21 protein-coding genes, 1 tRNA gene and 1 pseudogene are annotated in these 20,619 nt (G+C 56.5%); 9 read left to right on the top strand and 14 right to left on the bottom strand.

What is annotated here, in order from left to right:
• The first annotated feature begins 117 nt into the window (after nt 1-117).
• From AC2TCY_RS19610 to AC2TCY_RS19595, 4 genes are all read left to right on the top strand, one after another.
• On the top strand, nt 118-855 hold the full coding sequence (locus AC2TCY_RS19610; RefSeq protein ID WP_480850005.1) for an N-formylglutamate amidohydrolase: 738 nt from the start codon (nt 118-120) through the stop codon (nt 853-855).
• A gap of 87 nt (nt 856-942) precedes the next feature.
• The gene (locus AC2TCY_RS19605) at nt 943-1,182 is read left to right on the top strand and encodes a DUF6868 family protein (protein ID WP_480850003.1); all 240 of its coding nucleotides are present in this window, start codon (nt 943-945) and stop codon (nt 1,180-1,182) included.
• Nucleotides 1,183-1,293: 111 nt separating this feature from the next.
• Nucleotides 1,294-1,608, top strand: coding sequence for a DUF1244 domain-containing protein (locus AC2TCY_RS19600; protein ID WP_480850001.1), 315 nt, complete (start codon nt 1,294-1,296; stop codon nt 1,606-1,608).
• A gap of 420 nt (nt 1,609-2,028) precedes the next feature.
• Nucleotides 2,029-3,201, top strand: a complete 1,173-nt coding sequence (locus tag AC2TCY_RS19595) for an SGNH/GDSL hydrolase family protein (protein ID WP_480849999.1) — start codon at nt 2,029-2,031, stop codon at nt 3,199-3,201.
• 166 nt (nt 3,202-3,367) lie between these two features.
• On the opposite strand, the gene AC2TCY_RS19590 is transcribed toward AC2TCY_RS19595, so the two are convergent.
• The 3 genes from AC2TCY_RS19590 to dgcN all read right to left on the bottom strand — a co-directional run bounded on the left by AC2TCY_RS19590 (nt 3,368) and on the right by dgcN (nt 6,346).
• Nucleotides 3,368-4,228: a D-amino-acid transaminase gene (locus tag AC2TCY_RS19590; protein ID WP_480849997.1), complete on the bottom strand. Its 861-nt coding sequence runs from the start codon at nt 4,226-4,228 to the stop codon at nt 3,368-3,370.
• A gap of 76 nt (nt 4,229-4,304) precedes the next feature.
• Nucleotides 4,305-5,270 carry an N-acetyl-D-Glu racemase DgcA gene (gene dgcA / locus AC2TCY_RS19585; RefSeq protein ID WP_480849995.1) on the bottom strand — a complete coding sequence of 322 codons (966 nt, stop codon included), beginning with the start codon at nt 5,268-5,270 and terminating at the stop codon, nt 4,305-4,307.
• 74 nt (nt 5,271-5,344) lie between these two features.
• On the bottom strand, nt 5,345-6,346 hold the full coding sequence (gene dgcN / locus AC2TCY_RS19580) for an N-acetyltransferase DgcN (protein WP_480849994.1): 1,002 nt from the start codon (nt 6,344-6,346) through the stop codon (nt 5,345-5,347).
• Between the two features lie 295 nt (nt 6,347-6,641).
• On the opposite strand from dgcN, the gene AC2TCY_RS19575 reads away from it, so the two are divergent.
• On the top strand, nt 6,642-7,604 hold the full coding sequence (locus AC2TCY_RS19575) for an L-malyl-CoA/beta-methylmalyl-CoA lyase (protein WP_480849992.1): 963 nt from the start codon (nt 6,642-6,644) through the stop codon (nt 7,602-7,604).
• A 50-nt stretch (nt 7,605-7,654) separates the two neighbouring features.
• On the opposite strand, the gene AC2TCY_RS19570 is transcribed toward AC2TCY_RS19575, so the two are convergent.
• Nucleotides 7,655-8,239, bottom strand: a complete 585-nt coding sequence (locus tag AC2TCY_RS19570) for a PA14 domain-containing protein (RefSeq protein ID WP_480849990.1) — start codon at nt 8,237-8,239, stop codon at nt 7,655-7,657.
• Between the two features lie 105 nt (nt 8,240-8,344).
• A complete protein-coding gene (locus tag AC2TCY_RS19565) occupies nt 8,345-8,797 on the bottom strand; it encodes an Lrp/AsnC family transcriptional regulator (protein WP_480849987.1) in 453 nt (150 codons plus the stop codon).
• A 72-nt stretch (nt 8,798-8,869) separates the two neighbouring features.
• On the opposite strand from AC2TCY_RS19565, the gene AC2TCY_RS19560 reads away from it, so the two are divergent.
• On the top strand, nt 8,870-9,466 hold the full coding sequence (locus tag AC2TCY_RS19560) for a LysE family translocator (RefSeq protein WP_480849985.1): 597 nt from the start codon (nt 8,870-8,872) through the stop codon (nt 9,464-9,466).
• A gap of 1 nt (nt 9,467) precedes the next feature.
• On the opposite strand, the pseudogene AC2TCY_RS19555 reads toward AC2TCY_RS19560, so the two are convergent.
• Nucleotides 9,468-10,300 (bottom strand): annotated as a pseudogene (locus tag AC2TCY_RS19555) (AraC family transcriptional regulator).
• A gap of 227 nt (nt 10,301-10,527) precedes the next feature.
• Here AC2TCY_RS19555 and AC2TCY_RS19550 point away from each other — a divergent pair.
• On the top strand, nt 10,528-11,490 hold the full coding sequence (locus tag AC2TCY_RS19550; protein WP_480849984.1) for an acetyl-CoA carboxylase carboxyltransferase subunit alpha: 963 nt from the start codon (nt 10,528-10,530) through the stop codon (nt 11,488-11,490).
• 4 nt (nt 11,491-11,494) lie between these two features.
• Here AC2TCY_RS19550 and AC2TCY_RS19545 read toward each other — a convergent pair whose 3' ends face one another.
• The 3 genes from AC2TCY_RS19545 to AC2TCY_RS19535 all read right to left on the bottom strand — a co-directional run bounded on the left by AC2TCY_RS19545 (nt 11,495) and on the right by AC2TCY_RS19535 (nt 14,178).
• Nucleotides 11,495-12,625 (bottom strand): lytic murein transglycosylase, encoded by a 1,131-nt coding sequence (locus AC2TCY_RS19545; RefSeq protein WP_480849982.1) that lies wholly within the window; start codon nt 12,623-12,625, stop codon nt 11,495-11,497.
• 113 nt (nt 12,626-12,738) lie between these two features.
• The gene (locus AC2TCY_RS19540; protein ID WP_480849980.1) at nt 12,739-13,386 is read right to left on the bottom strand and encodes a GntR family transcriptional regulator; all 648 of its coding nucleotides are present in this window, start codon (nt 13,384-13,386) and stop codon (nt 12,739-12,741) included.
• Between the two features lie 30 nt (nt 13,387-13,416).
• Complete coding sequence (locus AC2TCY_RS19535) at nt 13,417-14,178, bottom strand: M48 family metallopeptidase (protein WP_480849978.1); 762 nt, start codon at nt 14,176-14,178, stop codon at nt 13,417-13,419.
• A gap of 34 nt (nt 14,179-14,212) precedes the next feature.
• Here AC2TCY_RS19535 and AC2TCY_RS19530 point away from each other — a divergent pair, with 34 nt between their 5' ends.
• Nucleotides 14,213-14,536: a TIGR02300 family protein gene (locus tag AC2TCY_RS19530; RefSeq protein ID WP_480849976.1), complete on the top strand. Its 324-nt coding sequence runs from the start codon at nt 14,213-14,215 to the stop codon at nt 14,534-14,536.
• A gap of 138 nt (nt 14,537-14,674) precedes the next feature.
• Nucleotides 14,675-14,750, top strand: a tRNA-Ala gene (locus AC2TCY_RS19525).
• A gap of 277 nt (nt 14,751-15,027) precedes the next feature.
• On the opposite strand, the gene AC2TCY_RS19520 is transcribed toward AC2TCY_RS19525, so the two are convergent.
• The 5 genes from AC2TCY_RS19520 to AC2TCY_RS19500 are packed head-to-tail and all read right to left on the bottom strand — an operon-like array spanning nt 15,028 to nt 20,613.
• Nucleotides 15,028-16,836 (bottom strand): aminopeptidase P family protein, encoded by a 1,809-nt coding sequence (locus AC2TCY_RS19520; protein ID WP_480849974.1) that lies wholly within the window; start codon nt 16,834-16,836, stop codon nt 15,028-15,030.
• Complete coding sequence (locus AC2TCY_RS19515; protein ID WP_480849972.1) at nt 16,829-17,824, bottom strand: ABC transporter ATP-binding protein; 996 nt, start codon at nt 17,822-17,824, stop codon at nt 16,829-16,831. Before AC2TCY_RS19515 ends, AC2TCY_RS19520 begins: the two co-directional genes overlap by 8 nt.
• Nucleotides 17,821-18,813, bottom strand: a complete 993-nt coding sequence (locus tag AC2TCY_RS19510) for an ABC transporter ATP-binding protein (protein ID WP_480849970.1) — start codon at nt 18,811-18,813, stop codon at nt 17,821-17,823. Before AC2TCY_RS19510 ends, AC2TCY_RS19515 begins: the two co-directional genes overlap by 4 nt.
• A gap of 4 nt (nt 18,814-18,817) precedes the next feature.
• Nucleotides 18,818-19,675 (bottom strand): ABC transporter permease, encoded by an 858-nt coding sequence (locus AC2TCY_RS19505; RefSeq protein ID WP_480849968.1) that lies wholly within the window; start codon nt 19,673-19,675, stop codon nt 18,818-18,820.
• Entirely contained in the window at nt 19,672-20,613 is a 942-nt protein-coding gene (locus AC2TCY_RS19500; RefSeq protein WP_480849966.1) for an ABC transporter permease, read from the bottom strand. Before AC2TCY_RS19500 ends, AC2TCY_RS19505 begins: the two co-directional genes overlap by 4 nt.
• Nucleotides 20,614-20,619: the final 6 nt, after the last annotated feature.

The following is a 20,619-nucleotide window of genomic DNA, read 5'->3' as shown; positions in this document are numbered from 1 at the left end:
TGGTCTTGCTCTCCTCAAACGCTCGATGTTACCGCAAACAGTGCTTGGGCTGCTTATTGCGCAATTCCCTTTCCGAAGCAACTGTCCTACACCTGCGACAAACTAGATGACAGGCTCATGACATACACTCCGTTTTTTGTTCACGGCGCGGACCGCCCCTCGCGCTGGTTGATTACCTGCGATCACGCCACCAACACCGTGCCACTCGAAATCAACGGCGGTGACCTGGGTCTGCCGCGTGAGGATATGGAACGTCACATTGCTTATGACGTGGGGGCTTATGAAGTTTCGAAACATCTGGGCGAATTCTTGGACGCGCCGGTCATTGCAGCCAATTTCTCGCGGCTGGTGATCGACCCGAACCGCGGTGAGGACGACCCGACCCTGTTGATGAAACTTTATGACGGATCGATCATCCCCGGTAACAGGTATGCAGACGCCGCTGAACGCGAACGCCGCCTCGAGATGTGTTACCGACCATACCACGACGCGCTTGCTCAATTGGCGGCCCTGCCGCACGCAGTGATCGTGTCGATGCATTCTTTCACCCGACAACTGAGGGGGCGCGAACCACGCCCCTGGCAAATCGGGGTTCTGCACACACCGGACGAACGTTTCGCGCGCCCGTTAATCAACCGGCTGGAAGCAGAGGCCGATCTGTGCGTCGGCGTCAACGAACCCTATACCGGTGTTCTGCCCGGTGACGCGATAGACACGCATTGCACGAGCTTTGGACGGCCGAATGCTTTGATTGAGCTGCGCAATGACCTGATCGCAGACCACAATGGTCAGCGCGAATGGGCAGAACGTTTAGCCATTATTTTGCAGGATGCTCTAATCGAAAGTGACTTGTGACGTTGGGTCACCATAGGTCGAATCCGAGCCTCACGTTATTGTGAGCGAATACCACAATACCCATATATTAAGGGAAAGGAGACGACCATGACTCAGGAGTTCCTGACGACCGTCTTCGGCTGGATGACGGTCCTTAATATCGCTGTCTTGCTGTTCACCACCCTGATGATCGTAATCCTGCAGGACTGGATAGCAGGCGTACACGGCAGAATGTTTCAAATGGAACGGGCCGACGTTAAAGGGGCCTATTTCAGGTACCTTGCGAATTACAAGATCCTCACAATCATTTTCTGTCTGATGCCGTGGCTGGCCCTAAAGCTGGCATAACTTCAAATCCAAAGTTCCGAGGAGCCTCCGGGCTCCTCCTGTTCATTGTAACAGGGCCCATGGGTTGTTAGGTCGGGATCAGAACGCAAGACAATCATTCGGAGCCCGACAATGGACCAGCAAACTGAAATCGAACTTCAGGCCGCAGCCTTCCGCCGTTTGCAAAAACACCTGATGGAAGACCGCACCGACGTGCAGAACATCGACATGATGAACCTTGCTGGTTTCTGTCGAAACTGCCTGTCGCGCTGGTACCAGGAGGCAGCCAACGAAAAGGGGATCGAGATGGGTAAGGATGAAGCCCGTCAGATTTTTTACGGCATGACCATGGATGAGTGGAAAGCCAATTATCAAACCGAGGCTAGCCCTGAGAAACAGGCCGCTTTCAAGGTCGCATTCGAAGAGAACGTTGGCAAAAAGGACTGACCATCCGCCGCAAGCAAAAGGCCCGTCAAAGCGACGGGCTTTGGTCTCAGGACTCGTTGGTTTCAGTATTGCGGCATAATTCATCGGTCGAATACCGAATTACATGACATCTGACCCATTCCAGGCGAGTGATGCGCTCGCGGCGCATTTGGAACCTTACTCTCCCAAGTGTCCCAACAGTCCACGCAATGACGATCGAAGCGAACGCAACGGCGACCGTCTGCGATGCAAAAAAGGGCACAGGCGCCGCCAGTAACGGATCGCCAAGCTTTGCACCTGCTCCACTTATGCAGAAATCAAGTTGCCAGAATTCGCGCATTAGCTAATCTGACTTTGTTGGCAAACACCATTTCCAGATGCCGCATTGACAGAAATTACCAGACTGGCACCGGTGAAAATTGTGACGTGGAGACGAGTTATATGACGGTATTAAGGATTTTTTTGATCAATTTTCTTGTTGTGGCGGGGCTCTATGGCATCTGTGAAATTGCCGTCTCAACATATGTATATCTCACAACCGGGCAAACGGCATGGGTGGCGGAAGACGCAGGCAAAACTGTCCAATTTGATCCGGTCATGGGATACAAACTGACGGAGACACCGTCGCGGTTCACCCGGATCAATTTCGGCGTTTCGAATTATGTAGGCACGCTTGAGGGGAACGCTCAGGGTTTCCCTGACCGTGACGATTTCTCTGCTGAACGAGTATCGCCGGACCAGCGCGTCTATGCAGTTTTGGGCGATTCATTCACGGCGGGTAACTTTCTTTCGCATAATTGGCCTGACAGGACCGAGGACCTGCTGAGGGCGCGGGGAGAAGATGTCGCCCTATTGAACCATTCAGGTGACGGTTGGGGCCTTGGGAACTGGGCAAGCATTATCGACGGAATATTGCAACAAGATCCATATGAGATCGATGGTCTGATCTTCGCAGTCTGGACCTGGGATCTAGGCCGCCCATTTCGGTATGCCGACTTCCGAGGTCAGAAACGCCGCGCTGCCATGCATGTCTCTGGATGGAAACTGGACGACCGCCCTAAAAGCCTCGAGGAAGCAAAACTGACACTGGATGGCGCAGGTCCAAATACATCATGGATCGTGTCTTCTGAGGAGTTTGACGCGGTGCTTCGTGGCAAACAGCTGTCTCAACCAGCTTGGCGCTTTATCGTGTTCGAGCGGCTCAAGTCACTTCTCAAGCCGGTAGTCCATCAGTTCCGTAGGGCGCGGGATGGCGAGAACTGGACAGAACACACCGGTTGCGTGGGAGAAAGCGACCCGGACAGGATCGCACTATTCAACACTATCAAGACCTATGCACAAGACCGCGACCTTCCGATCCTTGTTGTCTATATCTGGAGCCGTGACGGGCTGATCGATGGGGCGATCAATGTTGACCTGTGCCGGAGGGAGAACGCACGCGAATTTGCCGAATACATCGGAGCAGAGTTCGTCGACGGGGGCGAGCCTTTTACCGACATTCCCCGAAAACAGCTCAAGCAGCTCTGGCTTCCCAATGACGGCCACTGGGGTCAGGGCGGTTCGGATGTTTTTGCGGATTTCATGGCTGAAACTTTAGTTAGCTCATGGCCATGAAGCGCAGCACACAAGGATCGGGGCAAAGAACCGGGAGGCATCACAGTGACGGCCTTTCGCAAGCTCGCATGGAGATGCCAGCCACCGATGGTGAGAAAGGCGGCCGCAGCTACGAAAAACGCCGCTTCCGCCACCTACTGCCTAGGCTCAAAAACGAATCCTGACTCTAGATCGCAGCCTTGAGGCTTTCTTCCAGATAGATCTCGCGCAACCGTTTTGCGATTGGCCCCGGAGTGCCTCCACCAAGTTGCGCGTCATCAATTGCCACCACCGGCATCACAAAGGTCGAGGCTGAAGTGACAAATGCCTCATCTGCCTCTTTCGCTTCGTCGATGGTGAATAGCCGTTCTTCGACGATCATCTGGGCCTCGGCTGCCATGCGCAGAACGGCCTTGCGGGTGATGCCGTGCAGGATCTCATTCGACAGCGGGCGGGTCACGATCTTGCCGTTCTTGACGAAATAAGCGTTGTTGGACGTGCCCTCGGTGACGTAACCGTCCTCGATCATCCAGGCATCGTCGGCCCCGGCCTTCTTGGCCATCATCTTGCCCAGCGACGGATACAAAAGCTGCGTTGTCTTGATGTCCCGACGGCCCCAGCGCACGTCCTCAATCGAAATGACGCTGATGCCCTTCTTTGCCGCAGGGCTATCCGCAAGACCCGGCTTGTTTTGAGTAAACAGAACAAGTGTCGGCTTTGTGTCGTCCGACGGGAAGACAAAATCCCGGTCACCATCGCTGCCGCGCGTGACCTGCAGATAAATCAGACCTTCGTCGATCCCGTTCAAATCGACCAGCTTTCGATGGATCTGCAAAAGGTCGTCCTTGCTGCAAGGCGCTGCCATGTCCAGCTCGTCCAGCGACCGTTTCAGGCGCACCGCATGACCGTCGAAGTCGATCAGCTTGCCGCCCAAAACGCTGGTGACCTCGTAAACAGCGTCCGCCATCAGAAATCCGCGGTCAAAAATCGAAACCGTGGCTTCGGTCTCGGGCAGGTATTCGCCATTCACGTAAACGGTACGAGTCATGATACTTCCTTTTCGTCTCCGGGCTTCGCCCGATCCTCAGTGAAAACGATCCCCCGGATCGTCTTCCAGGTGTTCGTCACCCCCAGAGCGCCGCTTTCGGCGGGTGTACTCCGGCGCTGTCAAAAACAAGCGGTGCGTCGCGGTCTTCTGCCAGAAGCAGCGGGCCGTCAAGGTCAGTTACCATCGCACCCTGTGCCAATAGTGTTGCCGGTGCCATAGCGAGAGAGCTTCCAACCATGCATCCGACCATGATGTCGTATCCTTCGGCCAGAGCCGCTTTGCGCAGCTTCAAGGCTTCGGTCAGGCCCCCTGTTTTATCCAGCTTGATGTTGACCACGTCATACTTGCCTTTCAAAGCAGGCAAGCTCGCACGGTCATGGCAGGATTCATCCGCACAAACCGGGACCGGGCGATCCATCCCGATCAATGCGTCATCATCCCCGGCGGGCAAGGGTTGTTCCACCAATGCCACGCCAAGACGCGCCAGATGCGGGGCGAGATCGGCATAAACCTCAGCGGACCAGCCTTCGTTGGCGTCTACGATGATCTTTGCCTTCGGTGCACCATTACGGACAGCTTCAAGTCGCGGCATGTCATCCGGTGTGCCGAGCTTGATTTTCAGCAACGGCCGGTGTGCATGTTCTGCCGCCTGCGCCTGCATGGCTTTGGGCGTATCCAACGACAAGGTATAGGCCGTTATTTCAGGTCCCGGGGCGGGCAGCCCGGCGAGTTCCCAAACCCGTTTGCCTGCGCGTTTGGCTTCAAGGTCCCACAGGGCACAATCCACTGCATTGCGGGCGGCCCCCGCATGCAATAGTTCTGTCAGTTGATCACGGGAGAAATCTGCGGGTAGCCCGACCATCTCGGCTTCAACCGAATCCAGCGTTTCATCGTATCGCGCATAGGGCACGCATTCACCCCACCCCTGATGCGTGCCATCCGATACCCGAACCGTCAGCACTTTCGCTTCGGTGCGCGAGCCGCGCGAGATCGTGAACACCTGCGCCAATCGAAACACATCACGAGAGACTTCAATCCGCACGCGCCCACTCCTTCACTATTCCGCAAATATTCTCGCCGGTGGCGGTATACTCTGCCACCGACCCGCCTTTTAAATCAAAACGCAGCAAGCGCGTCGACCAGTTTGCCCGATCCAAACCGGAACGGGTCGGTCGCGGGCAAACCCATCTCAGCTTCCAGAGCAGACAGATAGGCGCTGGCATCTGCCTCATCCATGTGTTGAGTGTTGACGGAAATTCCGACCAATTGGCAATCAGGGTTTGCAACCCGTGCCATTTGAAGAGCAGTGTCCCGCAATGCTTCCAGCGACGGCAGCTGGTAAGTCGGCAGGCCGCGCATATGCGCTCGGGTCGGTTCGTGGCACAGGATCAACGCATCAGGCTGGCCACCGTGGATCAGGGCCATGGTCACGCCGGAATAGGACACGTGGAACAGAGACCCCTGCCCTTCGATCAAGTCCCAGTGGTCTTCATCATTGTCAGGTGTCAGCCACTCGACAGCGCCTGCCATGAAGTCCGCAATCACAGCGTCCAGTGGTACGCCGTCGCCTGTAATCAGGATGCCGGTCTGACCCGTGGCGCGAAAAGTCGCCTTCATACCCCGATCGCGCATCTCGGCATCCATCGCCAGCGCGGTGTACATCTTGCCGACCGAGCAGTCAGTACCGACAGCAAGGCACCGTTTGCCGGTTCGCTTGATACCGTTCGCGATCGGATAGTCGACCTCGGGGATACGCACGTCATGCAGCTTGCGTCCGGTCGCTTCGGCCACTGCGACCAGGTCAGCCTCGTCCTGCAACAGATTGTGCAGACCCGAGGCCAAATCGAAGCCTTCTTCCAACGCAGTCACCAGAACTTTTTTCCATTCCTGGCTGATAACGCCACCGCGATTGGCAACGCCGATAACAAGGGTTTTAGCCCCAGCCTCACGGGCTTCGACCAGATCCATGTCTTTCAGGCCCAAATCCGCCTTGCAGCCATCCATGCGATACTGGCCGACGGCATTCTCCGGGCGCCAGTCCTTGATCCCGACCGCAACCTTGGCGGCCAGCTGGTCGGGCGCATCGCCCAGAAATAGCAGATAAGGTGTTTCGATCATCGCGCTTCACTCCTGTGATTCCGCCCAAAGCTAGAGACTTTGCATCACGAGGGTTTCTCGTTTTTGCCGTACTTGTCGCCTATCGTTGAAATTATTTTGCATGATTTTGCAGTTTCGTCGAATAATGTCCGACAACTACCTGACAAATAGGGGACGAACAGCTGTGCATCGCAGCTTTTCGACAGATGCTGCGCAAGCATTGCCGCAGGTGCACAAAGAAGCTTGCGCGCGGACGCGCAATTTAATACCCAATAAGCGACAAAAAATGTAATTTCCTTTCTTTCACGAGGTCTAAATGAGCTTTCGCATCCAACCCGCCGCACCAGCTCGGCCCAATCGCTGCCAACTCTTTGGCCCGGGTTCGAATACCAAGCTATTCCCCAAAATGGCGGCCTCGGCGGCGGATGTGATCAACCTCGATCTCGAAGATTCAGTTGCGCCGTCTGATAAGGACACGGCCCGCGCCAATGTGATCGAAGCGCTGAACACCATCGACTGGGGCAGCAAATACATGTCCGTGCGCATCAACGGGCTGGATACACCCTACTGGTATCGTGATGTGGTGGATCTGCTGGAACAGGCGGGCGACCGGCTGGACCAGATTATGATCCCCAAAGTGGGCTGTGCCGAGGATGTCTATGCTGTCGATGCTCTGGTAACCGCTATTGAGCGCGCCAAGGGCCGCACAAAGCCGATTTCATTCGAGGTCATCATCGAATCTGCCGCGGGTATTGCCCATGTCGAGGAAATAGCGGCCTCTTCTCCGCGCATGCAAGCGATGAGCCTGGGTGCTGCAGATTTCGCCGCATCAATGGGGATGCAGACAACAGGAATCGGCGGAACGCAGGAAAACTACTACATGCTGCGCGAGGGCGAAAAGCACTGGTCCGACCCATGGCACTGGGCCCAGGCTGCCATTGTCGCCGCCTGTCGCACACATGGCGTGTTGCCGGTGGATGGTCCCTTTGGTGATTTCTCGGATGATGAGGGGTATATCGCTCAGGCCAAGCGCTCGGCCACACTGGGCATGGTTGGGAAATGGGCCATTCATCCGAAACAGATTGCGCTGGCCAATCAGGTCTTCACCCCGTCAGACGAAGCAGTCTCCGAAGCACGCGAGATTCTGGCCGCCATGGAACAGGCCAAGGCCAATGGCGAGGGGGCGACTGTTTACAAAGGTCGACTGGTCGATATCGCATCGATCAAGCAGGCAGAAGTGATCGTTGCCCAAGCCGAACTGATCGCGTCTGGCAGCTAGAACAAAAAAAAGGCGCTCAGATGAGCGCCTTTTTCCATCTTGATAGTCAGTCAACGTCCAAACACGTTGTTTGGGACCCATTTCAGCTTCTCACCTGGCTTACCCCACTTCATCATCAGGCAGGCGGTACTGTACTTTTGGAAATAAATGATACTCAGATCATACCAGCCGGCCTGGGGCACCTCAACTTCGACACGCTGATTGGCCGTGCAAGCCTGGCGGAACCGATAACCACCGACGAGTTGGCCCCCAATATGCGCTTCAATACCGTCGTTTGACCAAGTCTCAAGTTCATAAATACCTGGAGAGTCAAACCTGATATAGCCAGTGATATCCGCAGCCACATTGTAATGTTCCGGATGAGTCATAACCGGATCGCCTTTGTTGGTATCACGATAGTCCAACCCTCTAAGTGGCTTTCCCGGTTCAGCGCCATCCTTGAGGAGCGATTTCGCAGCCGTCACGCTTTGAATTCCAGCCGGTGGAGGGCCGCCCCATACATACTTAACATTCAGGCCCGCTTTGGGGTTAGAAGGCTGCGGGCTAGACGGCGTCAGCTTCAGCGGCTCGGCATCCGCCGTTCCTGCCTCAGCCAACAAGGTCGCAGCCAACGCTATCGCTAGAAGGAATCTCATGGTCGTCTCCCTGGGCGAGCGCCATTTCCAGATGACGCTATTATGGGGCTACACTAGGCAACGGAATTCGGCCCTGCAAGGTGGTTAAAGTTCACATTTTGGGCGTCAGGCCCGCATATCCTTAGGTGATCCAATCACAACATAGGACGTTATCGAGATGACGTGCGGCAAGGTACCCAGCACTTCTGTATGAAAGGTTTTGTAGGACGGCAGATCGGCGCATTCCACCCGTAGGAGGTATTCGAACCGCCCGGTAATGTTGTGACACTCGACCACTTCCGGGGCATGCTGCAATGCCCTCTCGAACCCCTCTTGCGCGGATTTGGTATGTTCTCCCAGGCTTACGCCGATGTAAGCCACGAATCCGACGCCCATTGCGGCTGGGTTCAAAACAGCGCGATAGCCCGAAATCACCCCTGAACGTTCCAAGTCCTGCACGCGACGCAAGCAGGCCGATGGTGACAGGCCGACCCGATCCGCTAGATCCAGATTACTGATGCGTCCATCACGAGACAGCTCACGCAATATTTGACGGCTTTTTTCATCATTCTTCGCCATTAATTGCGCTTTTTATCTGTTTCTACAAACATTCACAATTTCATTTCCTTGATGATCGGGAATTATCCCCTCATGACTTACGATATCCTTCTGGCCCTGATCGCCTTTGCCCTTGTCTCATCGATAACGCCAGGGCCGAACAACCTGATGTTGATGGCATCGGGCGCCAATTTCGGATTTCGCCGAACCATCCCCCATATGCTGGGGATCGGGCTGGGCTTTACCTTCATGGTCCTGCTTGTCGGTGTAGGGCTGATTCAGGTGTTTGACAGGTATCCGTCAAGCTACGCGGCGCTTAAGGTGACGTCCGTAGCCTATCTCTTGTTTCTTGCCTGGAAGATTGCTCATGCCGCGCCGGCGAAAGGGGCAGATGCAACGGGAACTCCGATGACGTTCCTGCAGGCAGCCGCCTTTCAGTGGGTCAATCCCAAAGCCTGGGCAATGGCGCTGACTGCAATCAGTGCCTATGCGCCCGACCAGACACTGAACGCGATCATTATAGTTGCGCTGGTATTTGGCGCGATCAACCTGCCATCGGTCAGCACCTGGACGATATTGGGACAACAGATGGCGCGGATACTCACCAACCCGCGCCGATTGCTGGTATTCAACTGGACGATGGCAGGGCTTCTGATCGCCTCGCTTTATCCCGTCCTATGGCCAAATTGAACTATTTCAAAGGAAGACAAATCTCGGTCAGCAGCTCCTCGGGCGCTGTGTCACGCGGGTCGTTCAGGTAGACTTCGTAACAGGGCTGATCTGCCGGTTCTTCGCCTGACTCGGGCAGCCGTTGCCAAACAGGGACTGATAGGCGGCTTGAATGCCTGAATATGGGCCTTTGTAGGTCAATACGGCGGTCTTGCCGCCGGAAATTTGCAGGTCTTCCATACCCTCGGGTGTCGAGTCTCCGCGGAACTCTGCGCCAGCGTAACTACGCAGTTGGTCTTCAGGCACATCCTCGGGACTGTCGAGGTACAATCCAATGACAGGCCCAAGCTGAGACCAAAGCTTACGGGCCTCGCACATTGCGCCGAAGGCTTCAAAGCTTTTACCGATCTCGGAATAATTTCCCGTGTGCCGCAGTGCAACGACGCGACGGGCAGGTTCTGTGCGGGTGGTAATAGGAAGCATGGGATATTCTCCGGTTCTGAATTGCGGTTTGCCTGGCAGAAACAGCCCTGCTTTACGAAAAGCCAAGGGGCTTCTGCCGTGAACCTCGGAAAAGGTCCGCGCAAAGGACTTCAGGTTGGGATAGCCAATTTCGGCCGCGATCTTTTCGACTGACTTACTGGACGTCACCAGTTGAAAGGCCGCGCGGTGCATTCTGATCCGACGCACGGCTTGCGCACAGGTTTCACCTGTTATTGCACGAAAGACGCGGTGCCAGTGAAAACGCGACATAGCGGCAACGTCAGACAAGGCATCCAGTGACAAGTCCCCGTCCGGGTTGTCGTAAATATAGGCCAACACACGCAAAACGCGGTCTTCATAGCTTGTTACCATCGGCCCCTTCCCTCTCTTTGCTCCTACGAGGTTGCATAGTTTCTGCCCACAAATCTTGCTGAATTCACTTTTGGCGAACGCAGATTCTGATGGCCTGCCGTCAAGCTATGTTCCGGTAAAGTAACAAATCCAGGTGAGAGTCTTGCATTGGGGTTCACCCCCGCCGTGTGTTGCAATCTTTTGGCGGCAAGTTCATATAGCGGAGAACTTCCGCGTTGAGAGGCGTCATGACTCAGTATCTGGATTTCGAAAAACCACTGGCCGAAATCGAAGGCAAGGCCGAGGAACTGCGCGCGCTGGCCCGCGCCAATGAAGAGATGGACGTGGCCGAAGAAGCCGCAGCACTGGATACCAAGGCCGCCAAGCTGCTGGACGAGTTATACGCTGACCTTACCCCCTGGCGGAAATGTCAGGTAGCGCGCCACCCCGAGAGACCACATTGCAACGACTATGTCGGGTCCCTGTTCACCGAGTTCACCCCTCTAGCAGGGGATCGCAACTTCGCCGACGATCTGGCGGTGATTGGTGGTCTGGCACGGTTCGACGATCAGCCGGTGATGGTGATTGGACACGAAAAGGGTGCGGACACGAAATCGCGGATTGAGCGGAACTTTGGTATGGCCCGACCCGAGGGCTACCGTAAGGCCGTTCGTCTGATGGAGATGGCAGGACGATTTGGGTTGCCGGTCATCACTTTAATCGACACAGCAGGTGCTTACCCCGGTAAAGGCGCAGAAGAACGCGGACAGTCCGAAGCTATCGCCCGGTCCACCGAGATGTGCCTGAAGATCGGCGTACCTCTGGTTTCGGTTATCATCGGTGAAGGCGGATCTGGTGGTGCCGTGGCATTTGCAACGGCGAATCGTGTCGCGATGCTGGAACACTCGGTCTATTCGGTGATTTCTCCCGAAGGCTGCGCCTCGATCCTGTGGAAGGATGCCGAGAAGATGCGGGAAGCTGCCGAGGCACTGCGTCTGACGGCGCAGGATCTGCACAAGTTGGGTGTCTGCGATCACATCATCACTGAGCCCAAAGGCGGTGCACACCGTGACCGCTCGGCCACGGTGGAATCGGTGCGTGAGGCCATCGCCACAATGCTCAAAGAGCTGGAAGGCAAAGACTCGGCGGCCTTGATAAAAGACCGCCGTCAGAAGTTCCTGGATATCGGATCAAAAGGACTGGCTGCGTAGCCCGTCAGCCGCCCAATTGGCGCAAGAGAGCAACCGAGGGCTCGCCGGTCTGGGCCAGCCCGTTGGCTCGCTGGTAATCAGAGATAGCAGCTGTCGTCTTACCGCCAACAACTCCGTCCGCACCCTGCGTGTCATAGCCAGCCGAAGTCAGGCGTCGCTGTAATTCTTTCCGGTCCTCCAGCGTCAGACCAGTCGCATCCGGCCCGAACGAGGCCTGAAACGGTGCACCGCCCGCAATCCGGTCAGACAAGTGGCCTACGCCAATCGCGTAGCTGTCTGAGTTGTTGTAACGCTTGATCACCTGAAAATTGCGGAATACAGCGATCCGCGGCCCGGGTGTCTGTGGTTGCAGCACCGCCACGGGCGAGCCAGACACTGACCCGGCTTCTCCTCCCCAAGGTTGCCCACGCACCCAGCCCGAACGCGACAGATAGGCCGCCGTTGAAGCCAATGAGTCTGTCGGGTCCTCGGACCAGATATCGCGCCGCCCGTCCCCGGTAAAATCCACCGCGTAAGCCAGATAGGATGTTGGAATGAACTGCGTATGCCCCATGGCACCGGCCCAACTGCCGGTCATGTTGGCGGGAGTGGTGTCGCCGTTCTGCAGGATCTTCATCGCCGCGATCAACTGGCTTTCGAAGAATTGCCCGCGCCGCCCGTCATATGCCAGCGTCGACAGGGCCGATACCACCGGCACGTCGCCGCGCCGCGCACCATACCTGCTTTCCAAACCCCAAACGGCAACGATGACTTCTTTGTCGACCCCATATTGCGCTTCGATCTGCGACAGGGTTCCTGCGTGCCGAACCAGCATCTGTTTGCCGGTACTGATCCGCTCGTCCGAAGCCGCGATGGCCAGATAATCTTCAAGCGAACGTTTGAATTCGACCTGATTACGGTCGCGTTCGATTACGTCAGGAAGATAACCCGCACCCTGAAAAGCGCGGTTGATAGTTGCTTGGGAAATGCCCTGTGACGCGGCGCGCCCTTTGAAACCAGCAACCCAAGCATCCCATCCTGCATTTGGCACTGCCTGCATACGCGAAGCGGGTGCTCTGGTCGGTGCGCCGCCGCCTGAACAGGCGGCCAGCAACGTCGACCCAAGTCCGATAGAAAAGGTCCGTCGATTGATCATGTCTGAAATCTGCTCTTGTTATGTGATTTGCCCCAGAATAGCGCAGCCTTGTCACCCAGACCAGAAAGACAGCGGGCCACGCACAAGTTCCGAAGCGGTCGGCAATAAGCCGCTCAGCTCACCAACAGTCGCAGACCCTGCGTCACATCCGAGCGAACTGCCAGACGCAGCCCCGGCTCATCCCCAGCCTTGAGCGCCGCAATGATCAGCTTGTGATAATGGGGCGGTTCCGTCCGCCGCAACCGGCCGTAAAGCGCACGCATTGTTGGTCCCAGTTGCAACCAGACGGTTTCGGCCATGGCCAGCATCGCGGGGGCCTGCGCCCGCAGGTAAAGCGTACGATGAAACTCCAGATTGGTCCGAATATACCCGACGGCGTCGCGTTTGGTGACCATTTCGGCGACAGTCATGTTGATGCTCTGCAACCGGTCGATCAGCGCCATATGCGCGCGAGGCAGCGCCCGGCTGGCCAACTCGACCTCAAGCAAGGCGCGTAAAGCAGCCAGTTCCTCTATGCGGTCATTGGTCAGTTCAGGCGTCGAGACGCGGCCTGACGTGGACAGAAACAACGCACCTTCGGCAGCGAGGCGGCGCACGGTCTCGCGCGCGGGCGTCATGGAGACACCAAACTCCTTGCCAATTCCACGCAGGGTCAACGCCTGCCCCGGAGCAATCTCACCGTGCATGATCCGGGACCGTAAAGCTCGGTACACACGATCATGAGTTGCGGTTTGCGAGTCGGCAGGGCGTGTCGTCAACATACTCCCATGTGATCACAAAAAATTCTGAGGTCAACTCACCCTGGCTTCGAAGCGAAACCGATGCAATTCGGCACCATGATCCCGCAACCAGCGCCTTGGCACTTTATAAGGCCCAAATATCCGCTCGACCTGGGCCCAAAAGGCGGGTGAATGGTTCATCTCGGCCAAATGCGCCACTTCATGCGCCGCCACATAATGCAGCACTTCGGGCGGGGTCAGGATCAATCGCCAGGAAAACATCAGGCCGCCTGCCGAACTGCACGACCCCCAACGCGACCGCGTATCGCGCATCGTCAGGCTGGTATATGGGCGTCCTAGTATGGCGGCATAGTCATCGCACGCTCCGGTCAGGCGATCCCGCGCCAGTTCCTTTAGAAAACGGGCCAGCCTTCGCGCCTCGGCACCCTCAGGCACGGCAATTTCGTCTGCGCCCAACTGAACTCGGCGCCCCCGCGCGGGAACGATTCGGCGTTCGATGCCTTCTATGGGAATAGATTGGCCAAACTGTACGGCCGCCAACTCTGGGCGGTCTTGCAGGTGCTGGCGAATCCAACCCTCTTTCTGCTGCGCGAAACTCAGCGCTTCAGTTTCGGCAACGCCCTGAGGGTAAGTCAGCGTAACCCGCCCGTCCAACTGAGAAATTCGCAAAGAAATCCGCCGCGCCCGCGCAGATTTGCGCAACGTTAGCGGCACCGGAGGCTGTCCGGGCAATGCGTGTCGCCCCATGGGCTGTTCTCCCTTGCGCAAAGGCTTTGACAGAGCCTGCCGCTTGTGGCAGGTGACCTGAATCATCGATGAGATTCACCTGATATCAAGGGGATTTGATATGCCCAAGGAAGAATGGGGCGTAAAGCGTGTTTGCCCGACAACTGGCAAACGCTTTTATGACCTGAACAAAGACCCGATCGTCAGCCCCTACACCGGCGAGATCGTGGAATTGGAAACCGGTAAAAGCCGCATGATTGCCGCAGATGCGGAAGATGCTGCTTCGGTTAAGGCGCGCGAAGCGTCCTCGGATAGTGATATTGTTCTGGAAGACGACGATAATGTCGATGTTGAACTGGACGATGACCTGCTGGAAGATGATGACGACAACGACGACGTATCGCTGGACGAAATCACGGACATGCCCTCGGAAGACGATTCCTGATCTGGTCTGAGGCGGCTCTTGCCGCCTCACCCTGCCCGTCTTAGTTCGGGAATCTTTTTCTCCGATTTCTATTTTTTGTCTTGCACTCGACAGCGCTGTCTCATAAACGTCCGGCCACCGCCACGGCGGTACTTAGATGGGGCCTTAGCTCAGTTGGGAGAGCGCTTGCATGGCATGCAAGAGGTCAGGGGTTCGACTCCCCTAGGCTCCACCAAATATCTCTCTGATACGCCCTCCTGAACCTTTCTTTATTGCTATTGATTTTTCCCTTGATTCCAATTCAGGCTTTTATTCAGCCCGACTAGAGTCTGTATAGGATCTATAACATAGTTAGGCCAACGAGATCGGCTACAGCGGCGCCAGTGGCTACCTACCACTGACTACGCAGAAGAACGGGTTGAATAATATCAAGAGCCCAACCGCCAAAACAGGCGTGTCCGTCCATCCGAAACTGAAACTGACGACGCTCGTCATCAAACCCCTAGTCTAACCTACCAGTCACTGGCCGCGCAGGCACTACGCAACCAGGACAAAGCACTATCGGACAGGTATGGGCCGACCCGGTCAAGCAACTCATCGTGGTACGTGTTCAACCATTTGCGTTCCGCCAAAGTCAGTTCGTCTGACAATAACTTGTCGGTTTGTATTGGGATCCAAGTCAGGTTTCTGAACTCAAGGAACCCATCCTCAGCCAAAACAATCTCAAACAGGTTTTCAATACGAATACCGAACGACCCCGCCTGGTAGAAGCCGGGTTCGATAGACAAGACCATGCCCGGCACCAAATCGACCGGATTGTGAGGCTTGCCGATACGTTGGGGGTGCTCATGAACAGACAGCCGGTGGCCGATGCCATGCCCAGTACCGTGATCATAGTCCAATCCGAGGTCCCACAACGGGCGGCGACAAATCGCGTCGATGTGGTGGCCTTGCGTACCCGGCGGGAAACGCAGCGTCGCAATCGCATGAAAGGCTTTGAAGACCGCAGTGTAAGCCCGATCATACCCATCAGGCGAACGCGATCCGAAGGCAAAGCTGCGTGTCGCATCCGTCGTGCCGGTATCATACTGTCCGCCTGAATCTAGCAGGTAGGTGCCATTGGCAGTGATCGGAGCGCTGCTCTCCTGCTGAGTTGAATAATGGCACATGGCCGCGTTTTCACCCGCAGCCGAAATCGTGCGGAAGCTTTCATAGATGAAACCAGGTCGCGTGCGACGGAACGACAGAATTTTCTCTTCCGCCTCATGCTCGCTGACCCAATCGTTCCGAGCGGCCCGTGCAGGCACTTCGGCTGCAAGCCAGGCGCAGAATTCGGTCCAGGCAACGCCGTCTTGAATATGGCAGGCGCGCATACCCTCCAACTCGACATGGTTTTTTTTCGTTTTTGCCAAGGTGATTAGGCTGCTGGCAGGCAGGTTCTTCGCACCCGTTTCTTCCAACGAAAGCCGTACTGCGGCCGGAGAGAATTCGGGATCGAAAATGACACCTTGCCCAGCCTGAACATAACCCCCAATCGATGGTAAGAATGCGTCGATGGGTTGGACCAGTACTTCCGGTGGCAAATGATCTCTAAGGCCGGCATTAATTTTCTGGTCCGACACAAACCAAAAGACAGAACCCGTTTTTTCGACCAGAAGAAAAGAGTGCGGGATAGGATTGAAAGCCACATCCGAGCCACGGACATTGAGCAGCCAGGCGATGTTGTCGGGTTGCGTCTCAATTACAAAATCAGCTCCCAGAGCGCGCATTTCAGCCCTAAGGTCCGAGATCTTGTCCGCGCTGCTTTTGCCAGCAAACTGCAATGGGAAGGGTTCAATCTGGCCCTGGGGCGGTAACGGTTGATCGGGCCAGACAGCGTCAACGGGGTTGGTGCTGACGGCAATTAGTTGAACGTCGCGCTTTGTTAATGCGTTGGCAAATCGGTCATACCAAACCGGTGGCAGGTGCATTGCATCAAACCCGATCTTCCAATCGATCTGAGCGACCGATGCCAACCAGGTTTCTGGCGGCTCATCGAATAGATGATGATGCGAGAATACCGGCTCCGTGCATTGGTTCGCGGCCTGGACCACGTAACGTCCATCTACAAACAGCGCTACGGTCTCGCGGGTAACGATCGCCATACCGGCAGACCCAGTAAAGCCCGTTACATATTTCAGGCGTTCGTCGTGCGGGGCAACATATTCGGCCTGATGCGCATCGTAGCGTGGCAGGATGAATGCATCCAAATCCTGCTTTTCCAGTTCTTTACGTAGCGCGGAAATCGCAGAGCGACGGTCGGTTCCCGGGACATCAAGCATCGGCGTTAATCTCATCAACATGGTGGCAGGCAACTTCGCCCCGGCCTTCGAACGGCGTCAGGGTTGGGATTTCTGTCTTGCAAATTGCGTTGGCAAAAGGGCAGCGAACGTGGAACGGGCAGCCGGATGGCATGTTCAGGGGCGACGGCAGTTCGCCCTCTAATCGGGTGACTTGACCACGCTCGTCCGGATTCAGGGAAGGAGCGGCGGACAAAAGCGCCTGACTGTAAGGATGCGCGGGAGCCGAGAATAGCGTTTCGCTATCGCCTATTTCAACGATCCGACCCAGATAGATCACGGCAACGCGGTTTGAAACATGGCGAACCAGACGCAGGTCATGGGCAACGAACAATACGGTCAGCCCCAGATCTCGTTGCAGGTCCAGCAGCAGGTTCACCACCTGAGCTTGCACTGAGACATCCAGCGCCGAAACCAACTCATCGGCGATCAACACCACCGGCTCGACAGCCAGAGCACGCGCAATCGCGATGCGCTGGCGCTGGCCGCCGGAAAACTCATGGGGCAGCTTGTCCTGCGCGTCCTGAGGCAAGCGGACAAGCTCGAGAAGTTCGGCAACCCGTGCCGGGATCTCAGCTTCGGGACGCATGTTGTGAACGCTAAGAGCTTCGGTCAGAATCTGGCCAGTTGTCATACGGGGATTGAGCGATGAATACGGGTCCTGAAACATCATCTGAACACGCCGGTTATAACTGCGATCAGCGCGGGCCGCGTCGTCAAAGATGTCCTGACCTTCGAAGCAGATCTTCCCGTCACTGGGCGTGTGGAGGCGCACGATACAGCGCGCAAGCGTCGACTTTCCGCATCCGGATTCACCCACGACGCCTAGCGTTTCGCCCTGTATCAGATCCAAATCTACGCCATTCAGCGCCTTGACCTCGCGACCCGGTCGGCCCGAAACGATGTCACCTAGCCCGCGCCCCAACGGAAACCGCAGGTGAAGGTCGCGGATTTGCATCACGGCAGTCATGCGGCATTTCCTTCGGCATTTTTCACGGGGTTGAAACAGGCCACCTGTCTGTCATTCGCAATCAAAGTCAGAGCGGGCCGGTCTTGCAGGCAGGCTTCGACACAGGCTGCACAACGTGGTGCAAATGAGCATCCCGGCGGCAACGCATTCAGGCTTGGCGGAACACCGGGCACGGAATAAAGCGGCGTCCGGGGCGCCAGGTTTTCCGGGACTGACTGCATCAGGCCCACAGTGTAGGGGTGGCGCGGTTCGCGCAGTACATCCCGAACCGATCCCTGCTCGACGATCCGGCCCGCATACATTACGGCGACGGTATCACAGGTCTGCGCGACCACGCCCAGATCATGGGTAACCAGAACCACGCCCATATCCAGGTCCTGTGCCAATTGCAGGATCAGATCAAGAATCTGCGCTTGTATGGTCACGTCCAGCGCCGTGGTCGGTTCATCCGCCAGCAGCAATTTCGGATTTGCCGCAAGTGCAATTGCAATCATCACACGCTGGCGCATACCGCCCGAGAATTGATGCGGGTAATCCTTTAACCGTTCGGCGGCCGAGGGTATTCCGACCAGATCCAGCATCTCGACAGCCCGATCCCGTCGCGCGGCCCGGGACAGATCGGTATGGGCACGCAGAGTTTCTTCAAGCTGCAAACCCACTGTCAGAAGCGGGTTCAGTGACGTCATGGGTTCCTGAAAGATCATCGCGATTTCACTGCCCTGAACCTGCCGTAACGCCCGATCCGAAAGTTGCACCAGATCCTGTCCCTGCCAGTTTACCTGACCGGTGACATCGCCATACCGTCGCGTCAGCCCGATGATCGAACGCAATGTCACGCTTTTGCCGGAACCGCTTTCGCCGACCAGTCCCAGAACCTCGCCGCGCGCGACGCTAAAACTGACATCTCGCAGGGCAGGCAGCGCGCGCCCATTACGGTGAAACGTGGTGTTCAGCCCATCGACCTCGAGGATAGGAGTTTTGTTTGCCATCCTTTTACCCTCTCGGTCTCAGCAAATCAGCCAGCCCGTCGCCAAGCAGCGAAAAGCCAAGCCCTGTCAGAACGATGGCGATACCGGGCATCAGGCTCAGCCACCATGCGGTCGAGATAAAGTTGCGCCCCTCGGCAATCAGCACACCCCATTCGGCTTGTGGAGGCTGCGCGCCCAGACCGAGATAGCCCAACGACGAACCTAACAGGATCACCAGCGCCATATCTGTCATCCAGTAGACGATGACCGGCGTTATCGCATTAGGTAGCAGATGCCGGAAGATGATACGCCGGTCGGAATAGCCCATTACGACTCCTGCCGCGGCATAGTCATTGCCCATCTGCGCAATCACCTCAGCCCGCATCAGGCGGGCATAGTAGACCCAATAGACCACCCCGATTGCGATATACATGTTGACCAGGCCAGGCCCCAGCACCGCGACGACCGCAATGACAAGAACCAGAAAGGGAAAGGTGATCACCGCATCGACGATGCGACCGAAAATCAGGTCGGCAATCCCGCGATAATACCCGACCAGAGCCCCGACCACGATGCCGGTCACAAGCGCGAAGATCGTACCAAAAATCGCCATCTGCATATTGACCTGATAAGCCCAGATCACGCGCGACAGGCTGTCCCGTCCCAGAAGATCGGTGCCAAACGGATGCGCCCAGGATGGCGGCTGGCGCACCGCCAGATAGTCGATTGCATTTGGATCATATGGCGCGAAGGCACCGGGGAAGATCGCCAATAGCACGGAAAACCCAATGATCAGTAACCCGGCTATGAAACCCGGCTTGCGCAGAGCCATCTGCAAAAAAGATGGCCGCTGAGCCTCGGCGTTGAAGGGAAGATCACTCATTGCAGGCGCATCCTAGGGTCAAGTCGGCTTTGGAACAGGTCTGTCATCAGGAAGACCAGCGAGACCAGAACCGCGAAGGTCAGTGTCAGCCCCTGTATCAGCGGATAGTCGCGGGCAAAGATCGCTTCCAGCATCAACCGTCCCATGCCCGGCACTGCAAACACGGTTTCTGTAACCAGTGTACCGCTCATTAGATTGCCAATGGACAGGCCCAGTAGCGTGACCGTAGAAATCAGAGCATTGCGCAAAACGTGCCGTCCCAGAACCAATCGGGGCGGCAGGCCCTTGGCACGGGCGAACTGAACATATTCAGCGTCCAGAACCTCGATAATCGCACTGCGCAGGTTCCGCATGATGATGGCCGAGGTATAAAGCGCGACGGTGACCGAGGGCAGAAACAGGTGATACAGCCGCTCTCCGAAAGTGTCGCCATACCCGCCTACCGGGAACAACCGCAGCTGCGCTGCCAGAAATGTCAGCAAGACCAGCCCGATATAAAACACTGGCATCGACAAACCGATCTGGAAAACGGTGCGGATCACAGTATCCGGCCAGTGCCCGCGATTGAGCGCTGCAACAAAGGCCAGCGGCCCCGCAATCAGCAAGGACAGGACTACTGAATAGACTGTCAGAAAAACTGTGATGGGCAGACGGTCTGCAATCACATCCATCACGTCCGTTCGCATAAGGATCGATCGACCCAGGTCGCCCTGCACGGTATTGGTTAGGAACAGCCAGAACTGCACCAGAACCGGCTCGGTCAGGCCCAGACGTTCCCGGATCGCTTGAATGTCAGCGTCCGAAGCCCGGTCGCCCGCCATCGCGATGGCCGGATCGCCCGGCAGCAGACGAACCAGAAGAAAGATGATGATCATGACCAGAAAGAAGGTCGGGATCATCAGTAAAAGGCGTTTGAAAATGTAAAACAGACTGGACATGTTGAC

The organism is Ruegeria sp. HKCCD7181 (genome assembly GCF_057221055.1).
This window is presented reverse-complemented; position numbering and strand designations above follow the sequence as displayed.

Excerpts from the sequence above, each read along its gene's own strand:
- AC2TCY_RS19515 (WP_480849972.1), bottom strand. The coding sequence starts at position 17,824 with ATGACTGCCGTGATGCAAATCCGCGACCTTCACCTGCGGTTTCCGTTG.
- AC2TCY_RS19610 (WP_480850005.1), top strand. The coding sequence starts at position 118 with ATGACATACACTCCGTTTTTTGTTCACGGCGCGGACCGCCCCTCGCGC.
- AC2TCY_RS19505 (WP_480849968.1), bottom strand. The coding sequence starts at position 19,675 with ATGAGTGATCTTCCCTTCAACGCCGAGGCTCAGCGGCCATCTTTTTTG.
- AC2TCY_RS19565 (WP_480849987.1), bottom strand. The coding sequence starts at position 8,797 with ATGGCGAAGAATGATGAAAAAAGCCGTCAAATATTGCGTGAGCTGTCT.
- AC2TCY_RS19605 (WP_480850003.1), top strand. The coding sequence starts at position 943 with ATGACTCAGGAGTTCCTGACGACCGTCTTCGGCTGGATGACGGTCCTT.
- AC2TCY_RS19535 (WP_480849978.1), bottom strand. The coding sequence starts at position 14,178 with ATGATTCAGGTCACCTGCCACAAGCGGCAGGCTCTGTCAAAGCCTTTG.
- AC2TCY_RS19510 (WP_480849970.1), bottom strand. The coding sequence starts at position 18,813 with ATGGCAAACAAAACTCCTATCCTCGAGGTCGATGGGCTGAACACCACG.
- AC2TCY_RS19550 (WP_480849984.1), top strand. The coding sequence starts at position 10,528 with ATGACTCAGTATCTGGATTTCGAAAAACCACTGGCCGAAATCGAAGGC.
- AC2TCY_RS19500 (WP_480849966.1), bottom strand. The coding sequence starts at position 20,613 with ATGTCCAGTCTGTTTTACATTTTCAAACGCCTTTTACTGATGATCCCG.
- AC2TCY_RS19560 (WP_480849985.1), top strand. The coding sequence starts at position 8,870 with ATGACTTACGATATCCTTCTGGCCCTGATCGCCTTTGCCCTTGTCTCA.
- AC2TCY_RS19600 (WP_480850001.1), top strand. The coding sequence starts at position 1,294 with ATGGACCAGCAAACTGAAATCGAACTTCAGGCCGCAGCCTTCCGCCGT.
- AC2TCY_RS19545 (WP_480849982.1), bottom strand. The coding sequence starts at position 12,625 with ATGATCAATCGACGGACCTTTTCTATCGGACTTGGGTCGACGTTGCTG.
- AC2TCY_RS19590 (WP_480849997.1), bottom strand. The coding sequence starts at position 4,228 with ATGACTCGTACCGTTTACGTGAATGGCGAATACCTGCCCGAGACCGAA.
- AC2TCY_RS19575 (WP_480849992.1), top strand. The coding sequence starts at position 6,642 with ATGAGCTTTCGCATCCAACCCGCCGCACCAGCTCGGCCCAATCGCTGC.
- AC2TCY_RS19520 (WP_480849974.1), bottom strand. The coding sequence starts at position 16,836 with ATGCTTGATGTCCCGGGAACCGACCGTCGCTCTGCGATTTCCGCGCTA.
- dgcN (WP_480849994.1), bottom strand. The coding sequence starts at position 6,346 with ATGATCGAAACACCTTATCTGCTATTTCTGGGCGATGCGCCCGACCAG.
- AC2TCY_RS19530 (WP_480849976.1), top strand. The coding sequence starts at position 14,213 with ATGCCCAAGGAAGAATGGGGCGTAAAGCGTGTTTGCCCGACAACTGGC.
- AC2TCY_RS19540 (WP_480849980.1), bottom strand. The coding sequence starts at position 13,386 with ATGTTGACGACACGCCCTGCCGACTCGCAAACCGCAACTCATGATCGT.
- AC2TCY_RS19595 (WP_480849999.1), top strand. The coding sequence starts at position 2,029 with ATGACGGTATTAAGGATTTTTTTGATCAATTTTCTTGTTGTGGCGGGG.
- AC2TCY_RS19570 (WP_480849990.1), bottom strand. The coding sequence starts at position 8,239 with ATGAGATTCCTTCTAGCGATAGCGTTGGCTGCGACCTTGTTGGCTGAG.